Raw genomic sequence first — 19,890 nt, forward strand, 5'->3', positions numbered from 1 at the left:
CATGTCGAATGAAACGCTAAAAAAAGAAGCCCTTGAGTACCACTTAAATCCTAAGCCGGGAAAAATCGCAATTGAGATTACAAAGCCTACTGAAACTCAGAAGGACTTATCGCTTGCTTACACACCGGGTGTAGCAGAACCAGTTAAAGAGATCGAAAGAGATCCTGAAAATGCTTATAAATACACAGCAAAAGGAAATCTGGTTGGCGTTATAACAGATGGAACAGCTGTATTAGGTCTAGGTAACACTGGCGCTCTTGCAAGCAAACCTGTTATGGAAGGAAAAGGTGTTTTATTCAAACGCTTTGCAGACATTGATGTTTTTGATATTGAAGTAAATTCAGATTCAGTTGAAGATTTCTGCAAAACTGTAGAAAATATCGCACCTACTTTTGGTGGCATTAATTTAGAAGATATTAAAGCGCCTGAATGTTTTGAGATTGAGCGTATTCTGGAAGAAAAACTGGATATTCCGGTATTTCACGATGATCAACACGGCACAGCCATCATCATTGCAGCTGGCCTAATTAACGCTCTTGAGCTAAAAGGCAAAGAGCTCAAAGACGCTAGAATCGTTTGTCTAGGTGCTGGTGCAGCCGGCATAGCTTCAATGAAAGTACTGACGTCACTGGGTGCAGATAAAAACAAACTTTATATGCTTGATCGCGGCGGGGTTATCCACTCTGGTCGTGATGACTTAAACAAATACAAACAGGAATGGGCACTAGAAACTGAAGACAGAACATTGCTAGATGCATGTACCGGCGCTGATGTATTTATCGGTCTTTCTGGTCCAAATTTATTAAGTGTCGAAGCACTCAAAGCGATGGCTGATCATCCGATTGTTTTTGCTCTTTCTAATCCAGATCCAGAAATTGATCCTGAAGTAGCTCGTGAAGCTCGTCCAGACATCATTATGGCGACTGGCCGAAGCGATTACCCTAACCAGATCAACAATGTCTTGGGCTTCCCGTACATCTTCCGTGGTGCTTTAGATGTTCGCGCAACTAACATCAATACAGAGATGAAAATGGCAGCTGTTCACGCACTAGCATCAATTGCGAAAGAGCCTGTGCCTGATTCAGTGCTTAAAGCTTACAATAAAGACTCAATGGAATTCGGTCCGGAGTACATCATCCCTACGCCATTAGATCCGCGTTTGCCTGATATTTTACCTGCAGCTATTTCACAAGCTGCAATTGATTCTGGCGTTGCTAAAATCAAATAATAGCGTTTTTAAAAAAGCTATAAAAAAAGGATGCCATGTGGCATCCTTTTTTGTTTTTGAATCAATGAAAATTCATGATCTAGTTATACAGCTATTTAGTTACATTCCTTTTTCAGTCGTTTTATCCGCATCATTATCTTCATCATTGCCGGAGTCCTCAGCATCTAATGCCACAGCCTCTAAACCTACAGGAGTAATCCTCGACGCCATAAGCTGATGATCCACCTGCTCGTCGTCTGGTACTGCCTCTCTCTGGAAGATAAAGTACAAAACAAGCAAGCCTAACACCACATGTATAGCCCCTAAATACAAAAGAAACCAGACATTGCCAAAAGCCGCTGTTAGGTAACCTACTGTTATTGGGCCCGCAGCTGCACCAATACCGGAAAAAAGTACCATGGTGCTACTGGCGCTCGTCATCTGTTCTGGTCTCAAACGATCATTGGTATGCGCAATACTCAATGAATACACAGGCAGAGCGGCAGCGCCAAACAAACCGAATATCACAATAAAAGCGTTAGACTGCGGATCAATTTTATAAAGCACGGCAATTAAAGCGACAGAAATCGCACACAAAACAACAATGACTAAACGTCGATCAAATTTATCTGATATCCAGCCGACCGGCCATTGTGCCGCTGCACCCATAGCAATGAACACACTCATAAAGACCGCGGTTTGCGAAATACTCATCCCCGCATTCGCGGCATAAACCGCCCCCATACCGAGAACCACACCTGAAACTATCGAGGTTAATGTAATACTCACTACACCTGTATGTGCCGTTCTAAACAACTCTAAGACACTCATGCTTTCACTTTCTTCTTCTAGTGGTGCTGCCACCCGGGTAACCAACAGAGGAATCAAAGCCACTGATAAAAGAATCGAAGAAAGTAAAAATAAATTGAAAGTAGTCGGATCAGCAACCTTAAATAGCAATTGCCCGCCGGCTAGACCACCGTATGAAACAATCATATATAGCGATAAAATCCTTCCCCGACTGTCATTGTCAGCACGCGCGTTTAACCAGCTTTCTACAACCACGTAGACACCCGCAAAACTAAACCCGGTAATCAGCCGCATAAATATCCAGGCAATGGGATCAATTAACAGGATTTGCACCAGTACAGCCGTTGAGGCCAAGGATGCAAGCGCCGCAAACACTCTAATATGTCCGACCTGCCTTATGAGTTTATTGGTGAGTAACGACCCCGCCAAAAAACCTAAATAATAGGCTGTCATGATCCAACCCGTGGTACTCGAGCTAAACCCTTCGAAGTTGGCTCGCCAACTAACAAGCGTCCCCTGCAAGCCGTTTCCAAGCATCAAAAATGCCAAACCTAAAAACAAAGGCCATGTAGTTTTTAAAATATTGTTAATCATAAGACGAACTGCAGAAGGAAATAAAACGTTAGGTCAAAAAATGGCGCATTCTCGCACCGAAACTGATTTAAACCAACAGAAATATAATAGGAAACGCATCAGCGCTATATTTCAGAATATCAGCAATTTTAGGCTATAAGTAGGGGGGTGCATTATCAACAATGAGAACATTAATGTTCTCACCCTGACTTACTACAAAACCTTATACGACTTAGCTGCAACGAACCAAAAGAAATAAATCTACTTTTGGCGCTTTGCGTCCATCACATTTCGTAATTGGCCTATTTTTTCAAGCACATCAAATAGCTGACCCGTATTTTCTATCTGAATGGAAATACTCAACAATGAGATAAGCTCTGTATTGCCTCGTTTCGTTGTCATACTGACTACATTAATTTGCTCTTTAGCCAACACCTGAGCAACATCACTAATCAAACCAGGCTTATTAAAACCAGTCACTTGAATATCAACGGTGTATGCCGTGGTTTCTGTACCCCAGGAAGCTTCGGCTAGTCGCAATGATTTATCTGGACCAAGATTGTCCTCATCGATATTAGGACAGTCTTCGCGATGAATCGTGATACCTCTTCCGACAGTGATATAACCAATAATATTGTCGCCGGGTACAGGCTTACAACAGTTTGCTATTTCAACTAAAAGATTACTAACACCCTGAATTTGAATACCGCGATCGTTATGTTCATTTTTAACATTAACCTTACGGAATTTAACTTCTTCTTTCTTCGGTACTTCCAGTGAATCGATTAACTGAGCGACACTGATATCACCCCGACCCAGCGCAATCAGAAATTCTTTTTTAGACTGAAAACGAAAACGTTGAATTAAAGGCTCAAGATCTATCTTTTTAAGATTTAAACGATGTTTTTCCTGCTCGATCACATCCTTGCCATCTTGCAAGTTTTTCCCATGATCCTGCTGTCTGAACCAATGTCTAATTTTGCTCCGAGAGCTTGCTGACCCAACATAACCCAAGGTAGGGTTGAGCCACTTTCTACTGGGTTGTTCCTCCTTCTTGGTGATGATTTCTACCTGATCACCATTGTTCAGCTTATGATCTAAGGAAACAATCACCCCATTAACTTTTGCGCCATTGCATCGATGACCCACACTTGTGTGAATAGCATAGGCAAAATCTAACGGCGTAGAACCTTTGGAAAGCTCGACAATGTCACCTTGCGGCGTAAGCACAAATACCCTGTCCGGAAAAATTTCCGCCCTGAAGTCTTCGAGTAGCTCGTCATCGGTATCATCGCTATCGAGCAATCGTCTTAAAGAACTAACGACTCTTTCCATTGCCGCATCTTGTGCGCCACCTTCTTTATAGCGCCAATGTGCAGCAACACCCAGTTCGGCGAACACGTGCATATCTTGCGTCCGAATCTGGATTTCTACGTATCTTCCCTGAGGACCGATAACCACGGTATGTAATGACTGATAACCATTCGGCTTTTTATTGGCGATATAATCATCGAGCTCTGCCGGAACGTGCTTCCATTTTTCATGGACCACACCAAGCGCGGTATAACAGGCTTTAACATCACTGACGATAACGCGAACAGCACGTAAATCATAAAGCTGATCGATAGAGAGTTCTTTGCGCTGCATCTTTTTCCAGATGCTATAGATATGCTTGGGTCGACCGTAAACTTCGGCTTCTATGTCCATATCGCTTAAGAATTGGCGCAGATTGAAGATAAATGCTTCAACATAGGCTTCGCGCTCTAGGCGTTTCGCATCTAAGGATTTGGCTATTTTCTTATAGCCCATGGGATCGAGATAACGGAAAGCCAGATCTTCCATTTCCCATTTTAGTTGGCTAACACCCAGACGATTTGCCAAAGGCGCATAGATATCCATCGTCTCTTGAGCGACTGCGCGCTTATCATAAAGCTCCGCATCGGCGAGCAGACGCAAATATTGTAAGCGCCAGCCAAGATAGATTAAGACCGCACGTACATCATCGACCATCGCTAACAGCATGCGTCTAAGGCGTTCTGCTTGCTCGGGAATGACCGCTTCGTTTTCGTTTTGGGGTTTAAAATTATGCAACCACCGCATGTTTTTAACCAGCAACGCAATTGTGCTGCTAAATTTTTCAGCAATTTCTTCTATGGAATAAGTGTCGCAGAGGCGCACATCGCTTAAGACCGCAGCAATAAGTGTGACCTGGTCAACTTGTAAGTTACGTAAAATATCCGCGACATCCAGGCTTAAGGGGACTTGTGAATCTTCATCAAACTCTGCAACCGTGAGCATCAGATCAATCGCATCGATTAGCAATTGCTGATCTTCTTCACTTTCATTGATGGAGAGTCGATGTATCCATTCTTCGCGAGTGCGCGAACTGGTATCTCTTAGCTGACTATGCTGCATTACCCCAAACCCCTCTATGTAGGTATAGAACTGGAAGTGCACCCCCCTACTTTGAGGGCTTTTTTTAATTAATTCTTATTATTCTAGCGATAAAATCCAGATTTTATATTGCGCCTTATCATGTCACAAATTTACTATTTTGTCTTCTAATTGGTGATGATGCTGGATCACCGCCGTGGGTGTTTGACCGCCTGGCCAAGGCATTAACGTTGGGTTGTACCAAATAGCTTTCATACCAACTTGTTGAGCACCAATGATATCGCGCTCTGGATCATCACCAACATAAACCGTTTGATGGAAATCATGGTCTGATAGTTCCATCGCTTTATGAAAAATATCTTTATGTGGTTTAGATACGCCGGCAGCTTCTGAAGATAAAGAAAAGTCGAATAAGTGCCCTACTCCTATTTTATTCACATCAGCATTGCCATTGGTGATAACACCTAATGAGTACTTTTTAGAGAGCTTCTCTAGCATTTCCAAAGCGCCATCATAAAAAGTCACGTCATTTCTGGCTGACCAAAATACATCAAAGCCCGGTTCTACATAGTCGTGATCATAACCAATCTCATCTGCCAGAGCTCTCATCCAGCTCTTGCGCAAATCGGTTAAGTTATGATGCATTTCAGGCTTGGCATACATGTAATCCATACGATGCTGAACCAATGCCTCACCACTATATTTTTGGGTGATCTTTGGGTAGTATGATTTCAGCCATTCGTAGAAGCTGCTCTCTGCCTTAGCAATCACCGGATTGACGGCCCACAGGGTATTATCTAAATCAAAAGCGATACATTTAATTGTCATGAAGCTATTTAAACACATCATTATTTCATTCGCATTACTTCTATTAAGCATACTGCCTTTCAATTCATTACAGGCAAGAACCATTGTGCTGGTGCATGGCTTTATGGCGGATGACATGTCGTGGCGCTACTCAGGCTTTACCCAACCGCTCTTACAAGCTGGCTGGAAAGATGGGGGCGGCTATGGTTACGGCGCCCAAGGAATGCTTTTTCCTCGTGATTTAATGACTAAAGGCGACGTCTTTTATACGGTTAACCTTCCATCGAAATCTAACTTACAAATTCAAGAAAGCTACCTCATGCAGTATCTTTCTCATTTATATGCCTATCGATTCGAACCAATGACTCTGGTTGGCCATTCGGCAGGTGGTTTAATTGCCAGACTTTATGTCATCGACCCTCAGCGTGAGCAGGCAGTGAATGGTTTGATAACAATTGCATCACCACACCTAGGAACACCTGCCGCCAATATCGCTCATTTAGCAGGCAATTCTCCTATTGGGATGATGGCCAGCATGGCTGGTATTAGCGAATTGCAAGATTCTCGCGGTTTATTTTCTGACCTAAAAGAGGAAGCTCCCTATAACTTTCTGTACTGGATGAATCGCCAACACCATCCAAACATTCATTATGCTTCTATTATTCGTAAAAATGATTCCATTACTCAACCAGAAAGGTTCGACTTTGTTGTTCCCCCTTTCAGTCAGGACATGAATAATATCTGGGCATTAAGAGAGCGTTCTGGCATCGCACTCAGTACCGAAAATCACTCTTTAAATGGGAAAGATGGAGTAATCCTGCTACAAATCCTACAGCACATTCCTCTAAGTTCATCTCAAAAATAGAGAAAACCTTAAAAAGAAAAAACCTAAGCCGCTGATTTAAAATAACTAATAGTAACTTCTCAGTCTTTAATGAATGAAATTAAATTCACCAATAGTATTTTTTATAGTAAACTGTGCGCTCTCCACAAATACCACCCGAGGAGAATGGTTACTTAGTGTTTTCTTGGAGGATGACGCTGCCAGAGATCTCATGATTTCCTGGTGTAACCACATTCAACCCCGAGTCTATCTCGGGGTTTTTAATGGGCGAAATTAATTTCAAACCTTTTAATATATTTATTCAGATTTTCGAACTAATTTTGTGCAGCTCGCACTAAATGTACGATTCAACAAAACAATCAATTTTTTTTATATTAATTTAACAAACTATTAAGGAAGATAAACATGGGAATGATCAAAGACTTTAAGGAATTCGCTCTTAGCGGTAATTTAATCGATATGGCTACAGGTATTATTATCGGTGTAGCATCTGGCAAATTAATCTCATCACTTGTAAGTGACGTAATTATGCCACCAATCGGAGTTGCACTAGGTGGAGTAAATTTTACAGACTTAGGCATCAAGCTTGCTGAAACAGGTGGTGGAGAAAAAGGGTTAGAGCCAATCATGCTTAAGTACGGCGCATTCATTCAGAGCTTCATTGACTTCTTAATCATTATGGCAGTTGTATTTATTATTATTAAAATTGCTACACGTAACAAAGAGCCAGAGCCAGAAGCTGGACCATCTCAAGAAGACCTACTTACTGAGATTCGTGACGCGTTACAAAAGAAGTAATTCTTTAAGCTGATTTTAGGAAATAGTGATTACTATTACTTCTTAAAAAAGTGCTTATAAGTAGGGGGGTGTATTTTTAAATACACCCCCCTTTTTTTATCTCTTATTTTTGACTATCTTGGTGTTTCGAGTTAAATCTGTTGAGCTAACTTAGTTTAAACGGCAACCACCACCAACATAAGATCCTGCTTCCAGATCTGTAACATTCGACCATACTCCACTCAAGGTCAACGTCTCCTCATCTAAAACACCATCGATTTCAGTACCATCAGCTGATTTAGCAGTCAGTTTGTTATCTACTAACTTACCTGTGATTTCACTTTCTTCATTCGTTGAAACACTATAAGTGGTTCCTTTTACATTGTTCGACTTGTCGACATCAAAGGTAAATAATCCTTGATCTCCCCCAGTGAACGGAACGGTGTAACGATAAACTGCATCACTTTCACCACCTAATCTCTCTGCAGAGAATGTACCTTTCAAGGATGTATTCGCGCTATTTTCCCAGGTACCTGATAGGTCTTCAGTAGAATTGAGCTTTCCAGTAAATTCTTTGGCAGAATCTTCAGCACTCACAAACTCTAATCCCATATCATAATCAAGCGCGGTAGTACTGCTAATCTCAACCGATACTTCATTCTCCGGATTATATGAAGAACCTACTACTTCACCCGTAACCGGGTTTACGACTAACGCAATATTACCTGATTCTGTACCTTCGTAAGAACCTACATAAGCACCCGCATTTGCACAAAGCAAGGTCGTCTTTAAGTGAGTTGCCGCTACCGTCGCTTCAGGTATTTCATGCTCGATCCCATCTGCAACAGAAGCTGAAGTTACGATGTTATTCACGTTTTGTGTAGGGAAATCAGCCGCTGCAAAATCTACTACTGACCAGCTTTCTGCTTTAGCCTGAACTTTTTTAGAAATTTCAATGCCATTACTCGGCGTATTATCTTTATCCAGCATCATCAGAAAACGTACTTTATTGATTACTTCGGCAGAAGCCAAAGTGCCATTAGCAACAAGATCTACTGGTGTCATTACCGCTTTACCAGTACCCGACCCAAGCGCTACTGCGCCTATTGAGAAGGCAACATCTTCACCATCTTCGTAAATGAAACCACCAGATGCATCTGTAACGCCATCCTGACCTCCAGAAACATAAGAGAGACCAGACACGTTACTGTCTTTAAAAACACCATTCTTTTTAACAACAGAAGAAGAACTTCCTCCGCCACCACAGGCTGTAAGCCCAAATAATGAAACCGTGGTCAATGCAATTAAGCCATTAATCTTTAACATATTTATCCCCATAAATTTTTATAATAAAGCCGCGCTGATTCTACCATAATCAAACTCTTACACATAATGCAGACTACACTCATCAAACGTTTAGACAGAAGCTTGATAAATAGTTTCGTTGAAATGAATTTCGTCGATGAGAATTCCAAGTTTATTGTGACACTGTCAGACTGATTTGTTAAATTAGCCGGATGACTCAAACCGCTACTAAAACTGCAGCAAAAAGCGCGCAGAAACACACACCGATGATGCAACAATTTTTACGCATCAAATCCGAAAATCCAGATCTTCTTTTGTTTTATCGGATGGGTGATTTTTACGAATTGTTTTTTGAAGATGCACAAAAAGCGGCACAACTTTTAAACATTACTCTCACTGCTCGCGGAAAATCAGATGGTGAACCGATCCCTATGGCGGGGATTCCTTATCATGCCGCTGAACAATATTTACCACGATTATTGAAGCAGGGAATTTCTGTCGGCATTTGCGAACAGATTGGTGATCCAGCCAAATCCAAAGGCCCTGTTGAAAGAAAAGTAGTCCGTATTCTCACTCCAGGAACAGTCACTGATGATTTTTTACTGGAAGAGCGTCGTGATAATTTACTACTAGCCATTTCAGAGTTTACGAATCAACACAAAAGCAACTATGGGCTAGCCTGCATCGACTTGAGCAATGGCCGTTTCATCGTACAGCAAGTCAATAGTGTCGAAGCTTTACATAATGAAGTTGAACGTATGCGTCCAGCTGAAATACTCGTTAACGAAAATACTGAGATTAAACTATCTGATCAGTACTCTATTACCAAAAGAGCACCCTGGCACTTTGACGAAGAAAACGCGCGTAATCTGATACAAAAGCAACTCGGCACCAAAGACCTATCGGGTTTTGGTTGCGATGATATCCCCGCCGCAATTACCGCTGCAGGCGTATTACTCCAATACGTTAATGAAACGCAGCGCACAGCTCTTCCACACATTAATAGTTTACAAGTTGAGAGCAGCGATGATGGCATTATCCTTGATGCTGCAAGTCGCCGTAATTTAGAGCTCGAACACAGCCTTATGGGCGACCATAAGAACACCCTAATCTCTGTTTTGGATAAAACCGCTACAAGTATGGGTGGGCGCTTATTAAGTCGCTGGTTGAATAAGCCATTACGTGATCAAAACATCTTGAGAAACCGTCATCAGGCCATCGATAGCTTTATTCAACAATATCATTATGAAACGCTGCATGGCGTATTGCGACACATCGGTGATATAGAACGAATTATTTCAAGAATTGCTCTCGCAACTGCTAGACCTCGTGATTTATCAACATTAAGAGACTCTCTTAAAGTTACCCCAGAGTTAAACAGCATTCTAAAACAACTCGATAACCCGCTGATTGTATCACTTAGAACGGGCATCGATGAACATCATGAATTAGTCACCCTTCTCGATTCCGCGATTATTGATAATCCACCAGTATTAATACGCGATGGTGGTGTTATTGCAGAAGGCTTTGATGAAGAACTCGATGAGCTACGTAACCTGAGTAAAAATTCAGATCAGTACTTATTAGATTTAGAAACGCGTGAAAAAGCGCGAACAGGCATCGCTAGTTTAAAAGTCGCCTATAACCGCGTACATGGTTTTTACATTGAAATTCCACGCTCACATACGGATGAAATTCCGCCTGAGTATATCCGTCGTCAAACCCTCAAGATGGCGGAACGCTTCATTTTGCCAGAACTGAAAGAGTTTGAAGATAAAGTACTTTCAGCCAGAGAACGCTCTCTATCAAGAGAAAAAGCCCTTTATGAAAAACTATTACAAGATCTGGCGATTTATACCTTATCACTGAGGGAAACAGCTCAAAACATTGCAGAAGTCGATGTTTTAAGTAACTTCGCAGAACGCGCAGTATTACTAAACTATGCTAAACCAGAACTCAGTGAATCACCTGGCATCAATATCGTTGCAGGGCGTCACCCAGTCGTTGAAAGCACCTTAGATGATCCGTTTGTACCCAATGATTTGAATATGGACGACCAGCGTCGAATGCTAATGATTACCGGCCCTAATATGGGCGGTAAATCGACCTATATGCGCCAAATCACTTTGATTGTTCTAATGGCTCATATCGGCAGCTTTGTACCCGCAGAATCTGCAGTAATAGGCCCAATCGACAGGATATTTACCAGAATCGGCGCACATGATGATTTAAGCACAGGACGTTCGACCTTTATGGTAGAAATGACCGAAGCAGCCAATATCCTGAATAATGCAACGGCTAACTCACTGGTGTTAATGGATGAAATTGGACGTGGCACCAGCACCTTTGATGGATTGTCGTTGGCATGGTCTTTTGCTGAATTTTTAGCGAAGCAGAAACAGGCATTTACCTTATTCGCGACACACTACTTCGAGTTAACTGCGCTTCCAGAAAAAATACCAACGATAGCGAATGTACATATAAACGCTGTGGAGCACGGCGATAAAATCGTATTTTTACACAGCGTAAAAGATGGTCCAGCAAATCAAAGTTATGGACTACAAGTAGCTCAACTTGCAGGTGTACCGAAAGGTGTCATCGCTCAAGCGCGCAAGAAATTGCATCAACTAGAACAAGATGCGAGGCAGAAACCACAGCAAGGACAAACGCTCTCTCTTAATTTAGGCTTTGCAGATGAAGATCCATTAGACGACCAAAGCTTTGCCATTGAGGATGAGTTGGCAACAGAAATAAAGAATACGCTGATGGATATAGACCCAGATGATTTAACACCGAAACAAGCTCTGGAAAAACTTTATCAACTGAAAAAGTTATTGGATGAATAATGTGATAGTCCTTGTTCGAGCTCGTTAGATTCTCCATCAGCTATCAGTCTTTCATTTCCCACTAATTTGTTTTGCCTCTAAAGCTGCGGAACACTCTGTAAATAGATACCCCAAAAGTGAGAAATAAATATCCTGAAAGGTTACTGAAAGTCCGATACAATTCCGTGCGTTAAATAATAGAAACACATGCAAAATCGTTTTGATTAGTCCCGATAGCTCAGTAGGATAGAGCGGCCCCCTCCTAAGGGGCAGGCCGGGGGTTCGAATCCTCCTCGGGACGCCATCATCTATCATGAATATAATTACTCTTTAGATCTTCAATCCTTATTGACAGAATCTTTTAAATCCATACACTCGCCCACCCCAGCCGAACTAAAGTATCGACTGATTACAACTGAGTACAAGAAACTTAAGGAAGCCTTATAAGAATGAAAGCCATTGATCTAAGTAGTTACGGTATTAAAAATCCATCTGAAGTTATCTACAATCCTTCTTATGAGATGCTGTTTAACGAAGAAACACGTGACGATCTGGTAGGCTTTGAAAAAGGGGTTGTGACTGACACAGGTGCTGTCGCAGTCGATACGGGTATATTTACTGGACGCTCTCCTAAAGACAAATACATCGTTCGTGATGATGTCACCAGAGATACTTTCTGGTGGTCTGATCAGGGCAAAAATGATAACAACCCAATTACGCCAGAGCTTTGGGAACACTTTGAATCACTGGTTGTAGATGAGTTATCAAACAAACGTTTATTTGTTGTCGATGCATATTGTGGCGCAAATGAAAGCTCTCGATTAAGCGTACGCTTTATCACCATGGTTGCATGGCAAGCTCACTTTGTTAAAAACATGTTTATCCGTCCAACTGACGAAGAACTAGAAACATTCGAGCCAGACTTCACGGTTATGAATGGCGCAAGCGTCACTAATCCTGACTGGAAAGAACAGGGACTAAATTCTGAAAACTTTGTTGCTTTCAACCTAACCAAAAACATTCAGCTAATTGGTGGGACCTGGTACGGCGGAGAAATGAAGAAAGGCTTGTTCTCTATTATGAATTACCTTCTTCCATTGAAAGGCATTGCTTCTATGCATTGCTCTGCAAATATCGGCAAAGATGGTAATTCAGCAATCTTCTTTGGCTTATCTGGCACAGGTAAAACAACACTTTCTACAGATCCAGAACGCGCTTTAATTGGCGATGATGAACATGGCTGGGATGATGACGGCATCTTCAACTTCGAAGGTGGTTGTTACGCTAAAACCATTAGCCTCGACCCTGAGCAAGAGCCAGAAATTTATCAGGCAATTCGCCGTGACGCATTACTCGAAAATGTAGTTACTCGCGAAGATAATACGATTGATTTTCATGACGGATCAAAAACGGAAAACACTCGAGTTTCATACCCAATCTACCACATACAAAACATCGTAAAGCCTCAATCAAAAGGTAGCGCTGCAAATAAAGTTATTTTCTTATCGGCAGATGCTTTCGGTGTTTTACCTCCTGTGTCGATTTTGACACCAGAGCAAACGCAATATCATTTCTTATCTGGCTTTACGGCAAAACTAGCTGGAACTGAGCGTGGTATTTCAGAGCCTACACCAACCTTCTCTGCATGTTTTGGTGCTGCTTTCTTATCGTTACACCCAAGCAAGTATGCGGCTACGCTAGTTAAGCGCATGGAACAATCTGGCGCGACAGCTTACATGGTAAATACTGGTTGGAATGGCACTGGCAAACGTATATCAATCAAAGATACACGTGCAATAATCAGCGCTATCCTTGATGGCAGCATCGACGAACAGGAAACAAAAACAATTCCTTTCTTTGATCTAAAAGTCCCAGTGCAACTAGAAAACGTAAACCCAGAAATTCTGGATCCTCGTGATACGTACTCGGATGCTGAAGAGTGGAATACCAAAGCTAAAGATCTAGCAAAATTATTTATCGATAACTTTGAGAAATACACCGATATTCCTGAAGGAAAATCACTGTTGGTTGCATCTCCTAAACTTGGCGAATAAGCACCTGCTAACTCTCTAGGTAAGCCTCTAAGCATTAGCAATTAATCTTAGATTGACGAATACAAGATGATAGTTAGTTTCATCTTGTATTCGTGTACAATCCCACTTTTTTTAATATTTAATTGGGATTAGTTGAATGGAAATCATTCATGCCGTCATTCTGGGCATTATAGAAGGTATTACAGAGTTCTTACCCATTTCCTCCACCGGACACTTAATCGTCGGCACAGAGCTCATGGGACTCCCTCAAACAAAAGAAAACACTGCCTTTCAGATCATTATTCAGCTTTCTGCCATTCTTGCCGTGATCGCTAATTACAAAGACAAGTTTCACCCTAAACATTTTGATTTATGGGTAAAGCTGCTTATTGCGTTTTTACCTCTCGCTATTATTGGCTTTATTTTTAAAGACCAAATCAAGATGCTGTTTTCAGTACAAGTAGTAGCGATCATGTTTATTGTCGGCGGTATCATCTTTTTAATTATTGAACACTTCCAGAAAACTGCTGTAGCCAAAACATTAGATGTTGAAGATATCAGTTACAAACAAGCGGCATGGATAGGCATTGCACAAGTCTTTGCACTGGTTCCGGGAACAAGCCGCGCAGGTTCTACAATCGTTGGGGCTTTACTCGTAGGTCTAAGTCGTAAGGCCAGCGCTGAGTTTTCATTTTTATTAGCGCTTCCAGTAATGGCAGCTACCAGTGGCTATGAATTACTGAAAAACTACAAAGACTTTAGTGACTCTAATTTGATGACATTAGCCGTTGGGTTCGTGGTTTCTTTTATCGTCGCGTACTTCACGATGAAATTATTTCTTCGCTTTCTGGAAAAATTCACCTTTGTCGGTTTCGGCATCTACCGCATTATTTTTGGCGTTATATTGCTATACCTTATTTACACAGGAGTCATTAGTTCTTCTGCTCATGCTTAATACAGAATAAAAATTTAAGCCACCCCCCACCTTTGAGGCACTTTTTTAACTATTATTTCGAGCAGGCAGTTAAACAATCAATCGTTTAATAATACCCGCCGTGAAATGCGAAGCGACTTGCTCAATAAATCGTGGAAAATCAATCATAGAATCATGATTGGCTTTGTCAGATATGATTCTTATTACAGTAAATGGCAAAGAATACTCATAAGCAACCTGTGCTACTGCTGCACCTTCCATTTCTACTGCAAGTAAATCGGGTAACGTCGAAAGCAACTCTCGTTGTTTCTCTACCGAACTGATGAACTGATCACCACTGGCAATTAAACCCGTATATACAACAGGCTTTGTTACTCCTAAATTAGATAATTCAGTTGCATCAACATCACTGGTCAGATCATCAGCCAAGTATTTTTCGGAAGCTGTTTTGGCAAGAATCACATCAGAAGAAGCCGCTGAAATTTCAGTCAGAGATAAAAGAGGAATTTCAAAACGCTTGATACCCAACACACCTGCACAATCCATATCATGTTGAACGAATGAACTCCCGACAACGATATCACCTATTTCCAAGTGCTGTGGAATTGCTCCTGCAACACCCGTGAAAACAAGCTTTGAAATGTGATACCTTTCGACAAGCATTGTTGTCGTTGAAGCTGATGCTACCTTTCCCCAGCCGGAGAAAACCACAACAACCTGTATGTGATTTAATAGGCCCAGATAAACCGTCTTATGACCTACTTTTTCTTCTGAAACATCTTCTAACATGGTTACAATGCGTTTGAGCTCCTCATGCATTGCAGCCATTATGCCAATCATTTCTTGTAACCTGCCTCAGTTAGCCTTCTAGGCTTTGACTAGCAAGATACTCGTCATAAGTACCAGAGTATTGATTAATACCTGTAGGCGTCATCTCGATAATACGAGTCGCTAGAGAGTTTACAAACTCACGGTCATGACTGACGAAGAACAGAGTTCCCGGATAATTTTCGAGCGCCAGGTTTAAAGACTCGATCGATTCCATATCCAGGTGATTCGTTGGCTCATCCATCAGAAGAACATTGTCTTTCTTCATCATTAATTTACCGAAGATCATACGACCTTGCTCACCACCTGATATAACTTTTACCGACTTTTCACTTTGTGCTTTTGAAAATAATAAACGACCTAATACAGAGCGTACTGATTGCTCGTCATCTTCTTCACTACGCCATTGATTCATCCAGTCGTATAGTGACTCACCATTTTCAAATTCGTAAGCATGATCCTGTGCATACACGCCTAGTGTCGCATTTTCTGACCATTTCACCATGCCACTATCAGGTTGAATAGCACCTTCTAAACAACGTAACAGTGTTGATTTACCAATACCGTTTGGTCCGATAATCGCGATACGCTCACCGACTTCAACCATCAGATCAATATCACGGAAAAGTGGTTCATCGTAGCTTTTGCTAAGACCTTTTACTTCTAATATGTTTTTATATAACTTCTTTTCCTGTTCAAAAACGATATACGGATTAACACGGCTTGATGGTTTTATGTGTGCTAATTCAATTTTATCTAATTGTTTTTGACGTGATGTAGCCTGTTTTGCTTTTGATGCATTCGCAGAGAAGCGACTAACAAATTGCTGTAGTTCTGCAATCTTTGCTTTTTTCTTGGCATTTTCGTTTTGTAACTGTTCGCGGGCTTGAGTTGCTGCAGTCATGTACTCATCATAGTTACCCGGGAACATGCGTAATTCGCCGTAATCCAGATCTGCCATATTGGTACAAACGCTGTTTAAGAAGTGACGGTCATGAGAAATGATAACCATAGTACTTTTACGATTGTTCAGTAACTTTTCCAACCAGCGAATGGTATTGATATCCAGGTTATTTGTTGGCTCATCGAGTAATAATAAATCCGGATCAGAAAATAGCGCTTGAGCAAGTAGTACTCGTAACTTCCATCCAGGAGCGATTGAGCTCATTGGCCCCCAATGCTGGTCTTCAGTAATTTCTAGACCGAGTAATAATTCACCCGCACGAGATTCAGCGGTATAACCATCCATTTCACCAAATTCAATTTCAAGATCAGCTACTTTGATGCCATCTTCTTCACTCATTTCTGGTAAAGAGTAAATGCGATCTCTTTCTTCTTTAACAGCCCAAAGCTTCTTGTCACCCATGATTACAGTATCAAGCACGCTGAATTCTTCAAATGCGAACTGATCCTGCCCAAGTACTGAATAACGTACATCTGGATCTAGCGTGACGTTACCTGCAGTTGGAGCAAGTTGCCCACTCAATATTTTCATGAATGTAGATTTACCACAGCCATTAGCGCCAATTAAACCATAACGGTTACCATTACCAAACTTGACTGATACGTTTTCAAACAATGGCTTTTCGCCAAATTGCATTGTGATATTAGAAGCTGAAATCAAAGCGGTTACCTAAATTAGTTATGTTGTAAATTGAATATTTGATTGTAAAAAAGACGGGCAAAAAAAAGCACAGTCTTCAATATCTAGAAGACTGTGCATTATAGGTTTATGCTAGCTCTAATCAAGCATTATTAGGCTGCCTTAGTCCAGTAGCGCCTTATACGCATCTAGATCAGAATCAATAGAAGCTTGTCTAATAACACTTTTACCACCGATTCTCGCATCAATTGCTTCAGCCAACTGGTGAACTGCCATTGCATAGTGACTACTGTGATTATAGCGAGTGATTACATAGAAATTATGACCACCGAGCCAAAGTTCATCACCACTATAGGTATTCAGTTTAATCAAACTCGCTTTTCCTGAAATATCGCCTAAGTAATCAGCAGACACACCTCTACTTTTAAGGCTATTTAAACTATGGCTTGATTTGAAGCCAGTGCGTAATGATTTATAACTGCTGTTCTTAGATGATGCTCGCACAGCAACTGTGCCACCTGTTTTCCAACCGTGTTTTTTAAAGTAATTAGCTACACTGCCAATTGCATCTTTGGGTGTCCAAAGATTGATATGGCCATTTCTATCATGATCTACAGCATAGCGTTTGATATTGCTTGGCATGAATTGACACAGACCTAAAGCACCTGCGTATGAAGCCATTGGCTTAAGTGGATCCAGACCTTCTTTTCTCGTCATCAATAAGTAGCTTTCAAGCTCGCTTTGGAAATACTTTCCACGTCGTGCATTATTAAATCCCATTGCTGATAAGGCATCTATCGCTCTGTTTTGACCTACATTTCCACCATATCGAGTTTCAACCCCGATAATGCCAAGGATGTATTCTTGTGGTACGCCATATTTTTGTTCGGCTTGTTGTAACGCAACACGATTTTCACGCCAAAACTGCACACCCTTACTAATAGTTTTTTCTGTCAGGAAATTACCGCGATATCTATTCCATCGGCCAGAACGTGATTTCTTATTTGATTTTATAGGGCCTCTGGCATCAGATGCTGCCATACGCTTAAGGAATGGTGTCGATTCAGTATTAGTGAAAAGGTAGTTTAAATAACCACGATCAAAACCATGCTTACTTACCATCTTGTCTATAAATCTACGAGTTTGTTGATTACTTACGTAATCTCCCGATAAAGATGCGTACTGAATGTTTTTATTTGGCGCACGATGTGATGGAGTTCGATAACTACTAGCTATTTGTTTTTTTGCAGCACGCTTACGGACTATTTGTTTTTGAGAAGGCGGTCGTCTTTTTTCATACACCACCTTTTCATTGCTTAATTTCTTGGCTGCCGTAGCTGCATAACTAGTATTAGATTTATTTTTTGCTAGTTGAATTTTTTTGGCAATTTTAGACTTTTCTAATGCCTGTTTATCCCAAATCTCTAATAGCTTTGCATATTCTTGTTTTTGTTTAGCATCAGTTTTAACATGATGTTTAACTGGTTTAGCTTTTACTGCAGGCTGAGTTTTTTCTTTTGTATTACTACATGAAGTCAAATTGACGACTGCAATACAAATACTTACACCTGCTAGCATTCTGACGATGCTCATATCTTATCCCCTTTGATAATTCATCCGTGACTATCGTGGGTAATATTCTACATGATCTAAATAAATGCTAGCTGAATGAAAAACAATATTATTTTTTAAGCTACTGTTTTTATAATAAAGTTCTACTTGTCGTCGAAGACACCCCAATCGGAAAAATCCATCATATTCCCAGCTTCTTCAGCTATTGGAGGAAACTGATTTGTAATAGCATCAGATACAGTCACCGGATCTGGCGTACTTATATGAGGAAAGCGCCACCCTCCAGGCATACGTCCTAAATCACGGGGTGTGCTAGACATTGTATGCCAAGCTTCATCGGTGAAATCAGTATAAAAATCAGGCCAGATATTTCTTTTATCTCCCCATGCTTTTTTCCGATTTGAATTATTGGAATTACCAAAAAATGGCATATCGTTATTATTATTGCTGAACATATTATTCATAGGGTAATTCGAATTATTTGCAAATGGCATAGCCCCATTTGAAAAAGGATTGAAGCTATTACCTGAGTTATTACCAAACGGCATGTTATTCCCAGCAAATGGATTAAAGTTATTACCAGAAGTATTAGCAAAGGGGATATTACCGCCAGAGAACGGATTAAAGCTATTATTAGAACCGTTACTAAATGGCATATTATTTGCGAATGGAAAACCATTACTATACTGATAAGGATTACCTGTATTCATTGGCATCCCATTTTGCATAGGCATTTGACTCTGATAATAATTATTCTCCATTGATTCATAGCCAGCATATTGCTGAGGTTGGTTATAAAAAGGTGGGTTGTTCATTGGATTACGTGGAACAAAAGTATTAGCTTGCTGTGTTGTTCCATAATTAACTGGAGGATATTCGTATATCTTTGAATTATCAGCTGGCGGATATATCAGCTTATTTTCAGCATATACACCAATAGTAAATATACACATACTTACTGCTAACAATAATTTAATGTTCTTATTAATCATATTTTTACCCAGAAAATAGCTAGTAAATAGAATTGCGAGCAAGTATATTAGCATATACTAATATTTATTTCATCTATTTATAGTCTATAGGCATCCCCAGACTTATGGGCACTTTTATATTTATCCTTTTCATGTAATAAAGACGTCTTTCAAGTAGATCTGTGATCTGCCACTCAAAGTACTGTCGCCTATGAACAACGCATGTATCTACATTAAGTCCAAAGACATTACATATCTCAAATCAAGGTTGGTCGATCTGGCTTTAAGATAATATAGGGGGCTGTTTGATGTAAATCGCAGGCATAAAAAAAGCCCGTTCGTTAGAACGGGCTTTCAGGATAATAACTTGGTGATGACCTACTTTCACATGGGGAAGCCCCACACTA

At 40.8% G+C, this 19,890-nt stretch carries 14 protein-coding genes and 1 tRNA gene; 7 read left to right on the forward strand and 8 right to left on the reverse strand.

The genetic code is table 11. The annotated features are described in order from the left end of the window. Position 1 precedes the first annotated feature (1 nt). The gene (locus tag EV695_RS19980) at positions 2–1,228 is read left to right on the forward strand and encodes a malic enzyme-like NAD(P)-binding protein (protein ID WP_131907771.1); all 1,227 of its coding nucleotides are present in this window, start codon (positions 2–4) and stop codon (positions 1,226–1,228) included. Between the two features lie 99 nt (positions 1,229–1,327). On the opposite strand, the gene EV695_RS19985 is transcribed toward EV695_RS19980, so the two are convergent. From EV695_RS19985 to EV695_RS19995, 3 genes are all read right to left on the reverse strand, one after another. Further along, positions 1,328–2,611: an MFS transporter gene (locus EV695_RS19985; RefSeq protein ID WP_131907772.1), complete on the reverse strand. Its 1,284-nt coding sequence runs from the start codon at positions 2,609–2,611 to the stop codon at positions 1,328–1,330. A 240-nt stretch (positions 2,612–2,851) separates the two neighbouring features. Then, complete coding sequence (locus EV695_RS19990) at positions 2,852–5,005, reverse strand: RelA/SpoT family protein (RefSeq protein ID WP_131907773.1); 2,154 nt, start codon at positions 5,003–5,005, stop codon at positions 2,852–2,854. Positions 5,006–5,128: 123 nt separating this feature from the next. Next, positions 5,129–5,812, reverse strand: a complete 684-nt coding sequence (locus EV695_RS19995; RefSeq protein WP_131907774.1) for an HAD family hydrolase — start codon at positions 5,810–5,812, stop codon at positions 5,129–5,131. Here EV695_RS19995 and EV695_RS20000 point away from each other — a divergent pair. Then, positions 5,811–6,656: an esterase/lipase family protein gene (locus tag EV695_RS20000; RefSeq protein ID WP_131907775.1), complete on the forward strand. Its 846-nt coding sequence runs from the start codon at positions 5,811–5,813 to the stop codon at positions 6,654–6,656. The two genes, EV695_RS19995 and EV695_RS20000, sit on opposite strands and share 2 nt — an antisense overlap. A 384-nt stretch (positions 6,657–7,040) precedes the next feature. Then, on the forward strand, positions 7,041–7,433 hold the full coding sequence (gene mscL, locus EV695_RS20005) for a large-conductance mechanosensitive channel protein MscL (RefSeq protein WP_131907776.1): 393 nt from the start codon (positions 7,041–7,043) through the stop codon (positions 7,431–7,433). Positions 7,434–7,583: 150 nt separating this feature from the next. On the opposite strand, the gene EV695_RS20010 is transcribed toward mscL, so the two are convergent. Further along, the gene (locus EV695_RS20010) at positions 7,584–8,738 is read right to left on the reverse strand and encodes a hypothetical protein (protein WP_131907777.1); all 1,155 of its coding nucleotides are present in this window, start codon (positions 8,736–8,738) and stop codon (positions 7,584–7,586) included. Positions 8,739–8,929: 191 nt separating this feature from the next. Between EV695_RS20010 and mutS the strand changes: the two genes are divergently transcribed. The 4 genes from mutS to EV695_RS20030 all read left to right on the forward strand — a co-directional run bounded on the left by mutS (position 8,930) and on the right by EV695_RS20030 (position 14,530). Then, positions 8,930–11,563 (forward strand): DNA mismatch repair protein MutS, encoded by a 2,634-nt coding sequence (gene mutS, locus EV695_RS20015; RefSeq protein ID WP_243651731.1) that lies wholly within the window; start codon positions 8,930–8,932, stop codon positions 11,561–11,563. A gap of 206 nt (positions 11,564–11,769) precedes the next feature. Further along, positions 11,770–11,846 (forward strand) — tRNA-Arg (locus tag EV695_RS20020). A gap of 145 nt (positions 11,847–11,991) precedes the next feature. Further along, entirely contained in the window at positions 11,992–13,596 is a 1,605-nt protein-coding gene (gene pckA / locus EV695_RS20025; protein WP_131907778.1) for a phosphoenolpyruvate carboxykinase (ATP), read from the forward strand. A 136-nt stretch (positions 13,597–13,732) separates the two neighbouring features. Beyond that, a complete protein-coding gene (locus EV695_RS20030; protein WP_131907779.1) occupies positions 13,733–14,530 on the forward strand; it encodes an undecaprenyl-diphosphate phosphatase in 798 nt (265 codons plus the stop codon). A gap of 69 nt (positions 14,531–14,599) precedes the next feature. Here the strand turns inward: EV695_RS20030 and EV695_RS20035 are convergent, their stop codons facing one another. The 4 genes from EV695_RS20035 to EV695_RS20050 form a co-directional block, all read right to left on the reverse strand. After that, positions 14,600–15,349, reverse strand: coding sequence for a 5'-methylthioadenosine/adenosylhomocysteine nucleosidase (locus EV695_RS20035; RefSeq protein WP_131907780.1), 750 nt, complete (start codon positions 15,347–15,349; stop codon positions 14,600–14,602). A 19-nt stretch (positions 15,350–15,368) separates the two neighbouring features. Beyond that, positions 15,369–16,961 (reverse strand): ABC-F family ATPase, encoded by a 1,593-nt coding sequence (locus tag EV695_RS20040; RefSeq protein WP_131907781.1) that lies wholly within the window; start codon positions 16,959–16,961, stop codon positions 15,369–15,371. Positions 16,962–17,102: 141 nt separating this feature from the next. Next, positions 17,103–18,533, reverse strand: a complete 1,431-nt coding sequence (gene mltB, locus EV695_RS20045; protein WP_131907782.1) for a lytic murein transglycosylase B — start codon at positions 18,531–18,533, stop codon at positions 17,103–17,105. 122 nt (positions 18,534–18,655) lie between these two features. Next, positions 18,656–19,504, reverse strand: coding sequence for a hypothetical protein (locus EV695_RS20050; RefSeq protein WP_131907783.1), 849 nt, complete (start codon positions 19,502–19,504; stop codon positions 18,656–18,658). Positions 19,505–19,890: the final 386 nt, after the last annotated feature.

This window comes from Cocleimonas flava (genome assembly GCF_004339015.1).
In the GTDB taxonomy this organism is placed as follows: Bacteria; Pseudomonadota; Gammaproteobacteria; order Thiotrichales; family Thiotrichaceae; genus Cocleimonas; species Cocleimonas flava.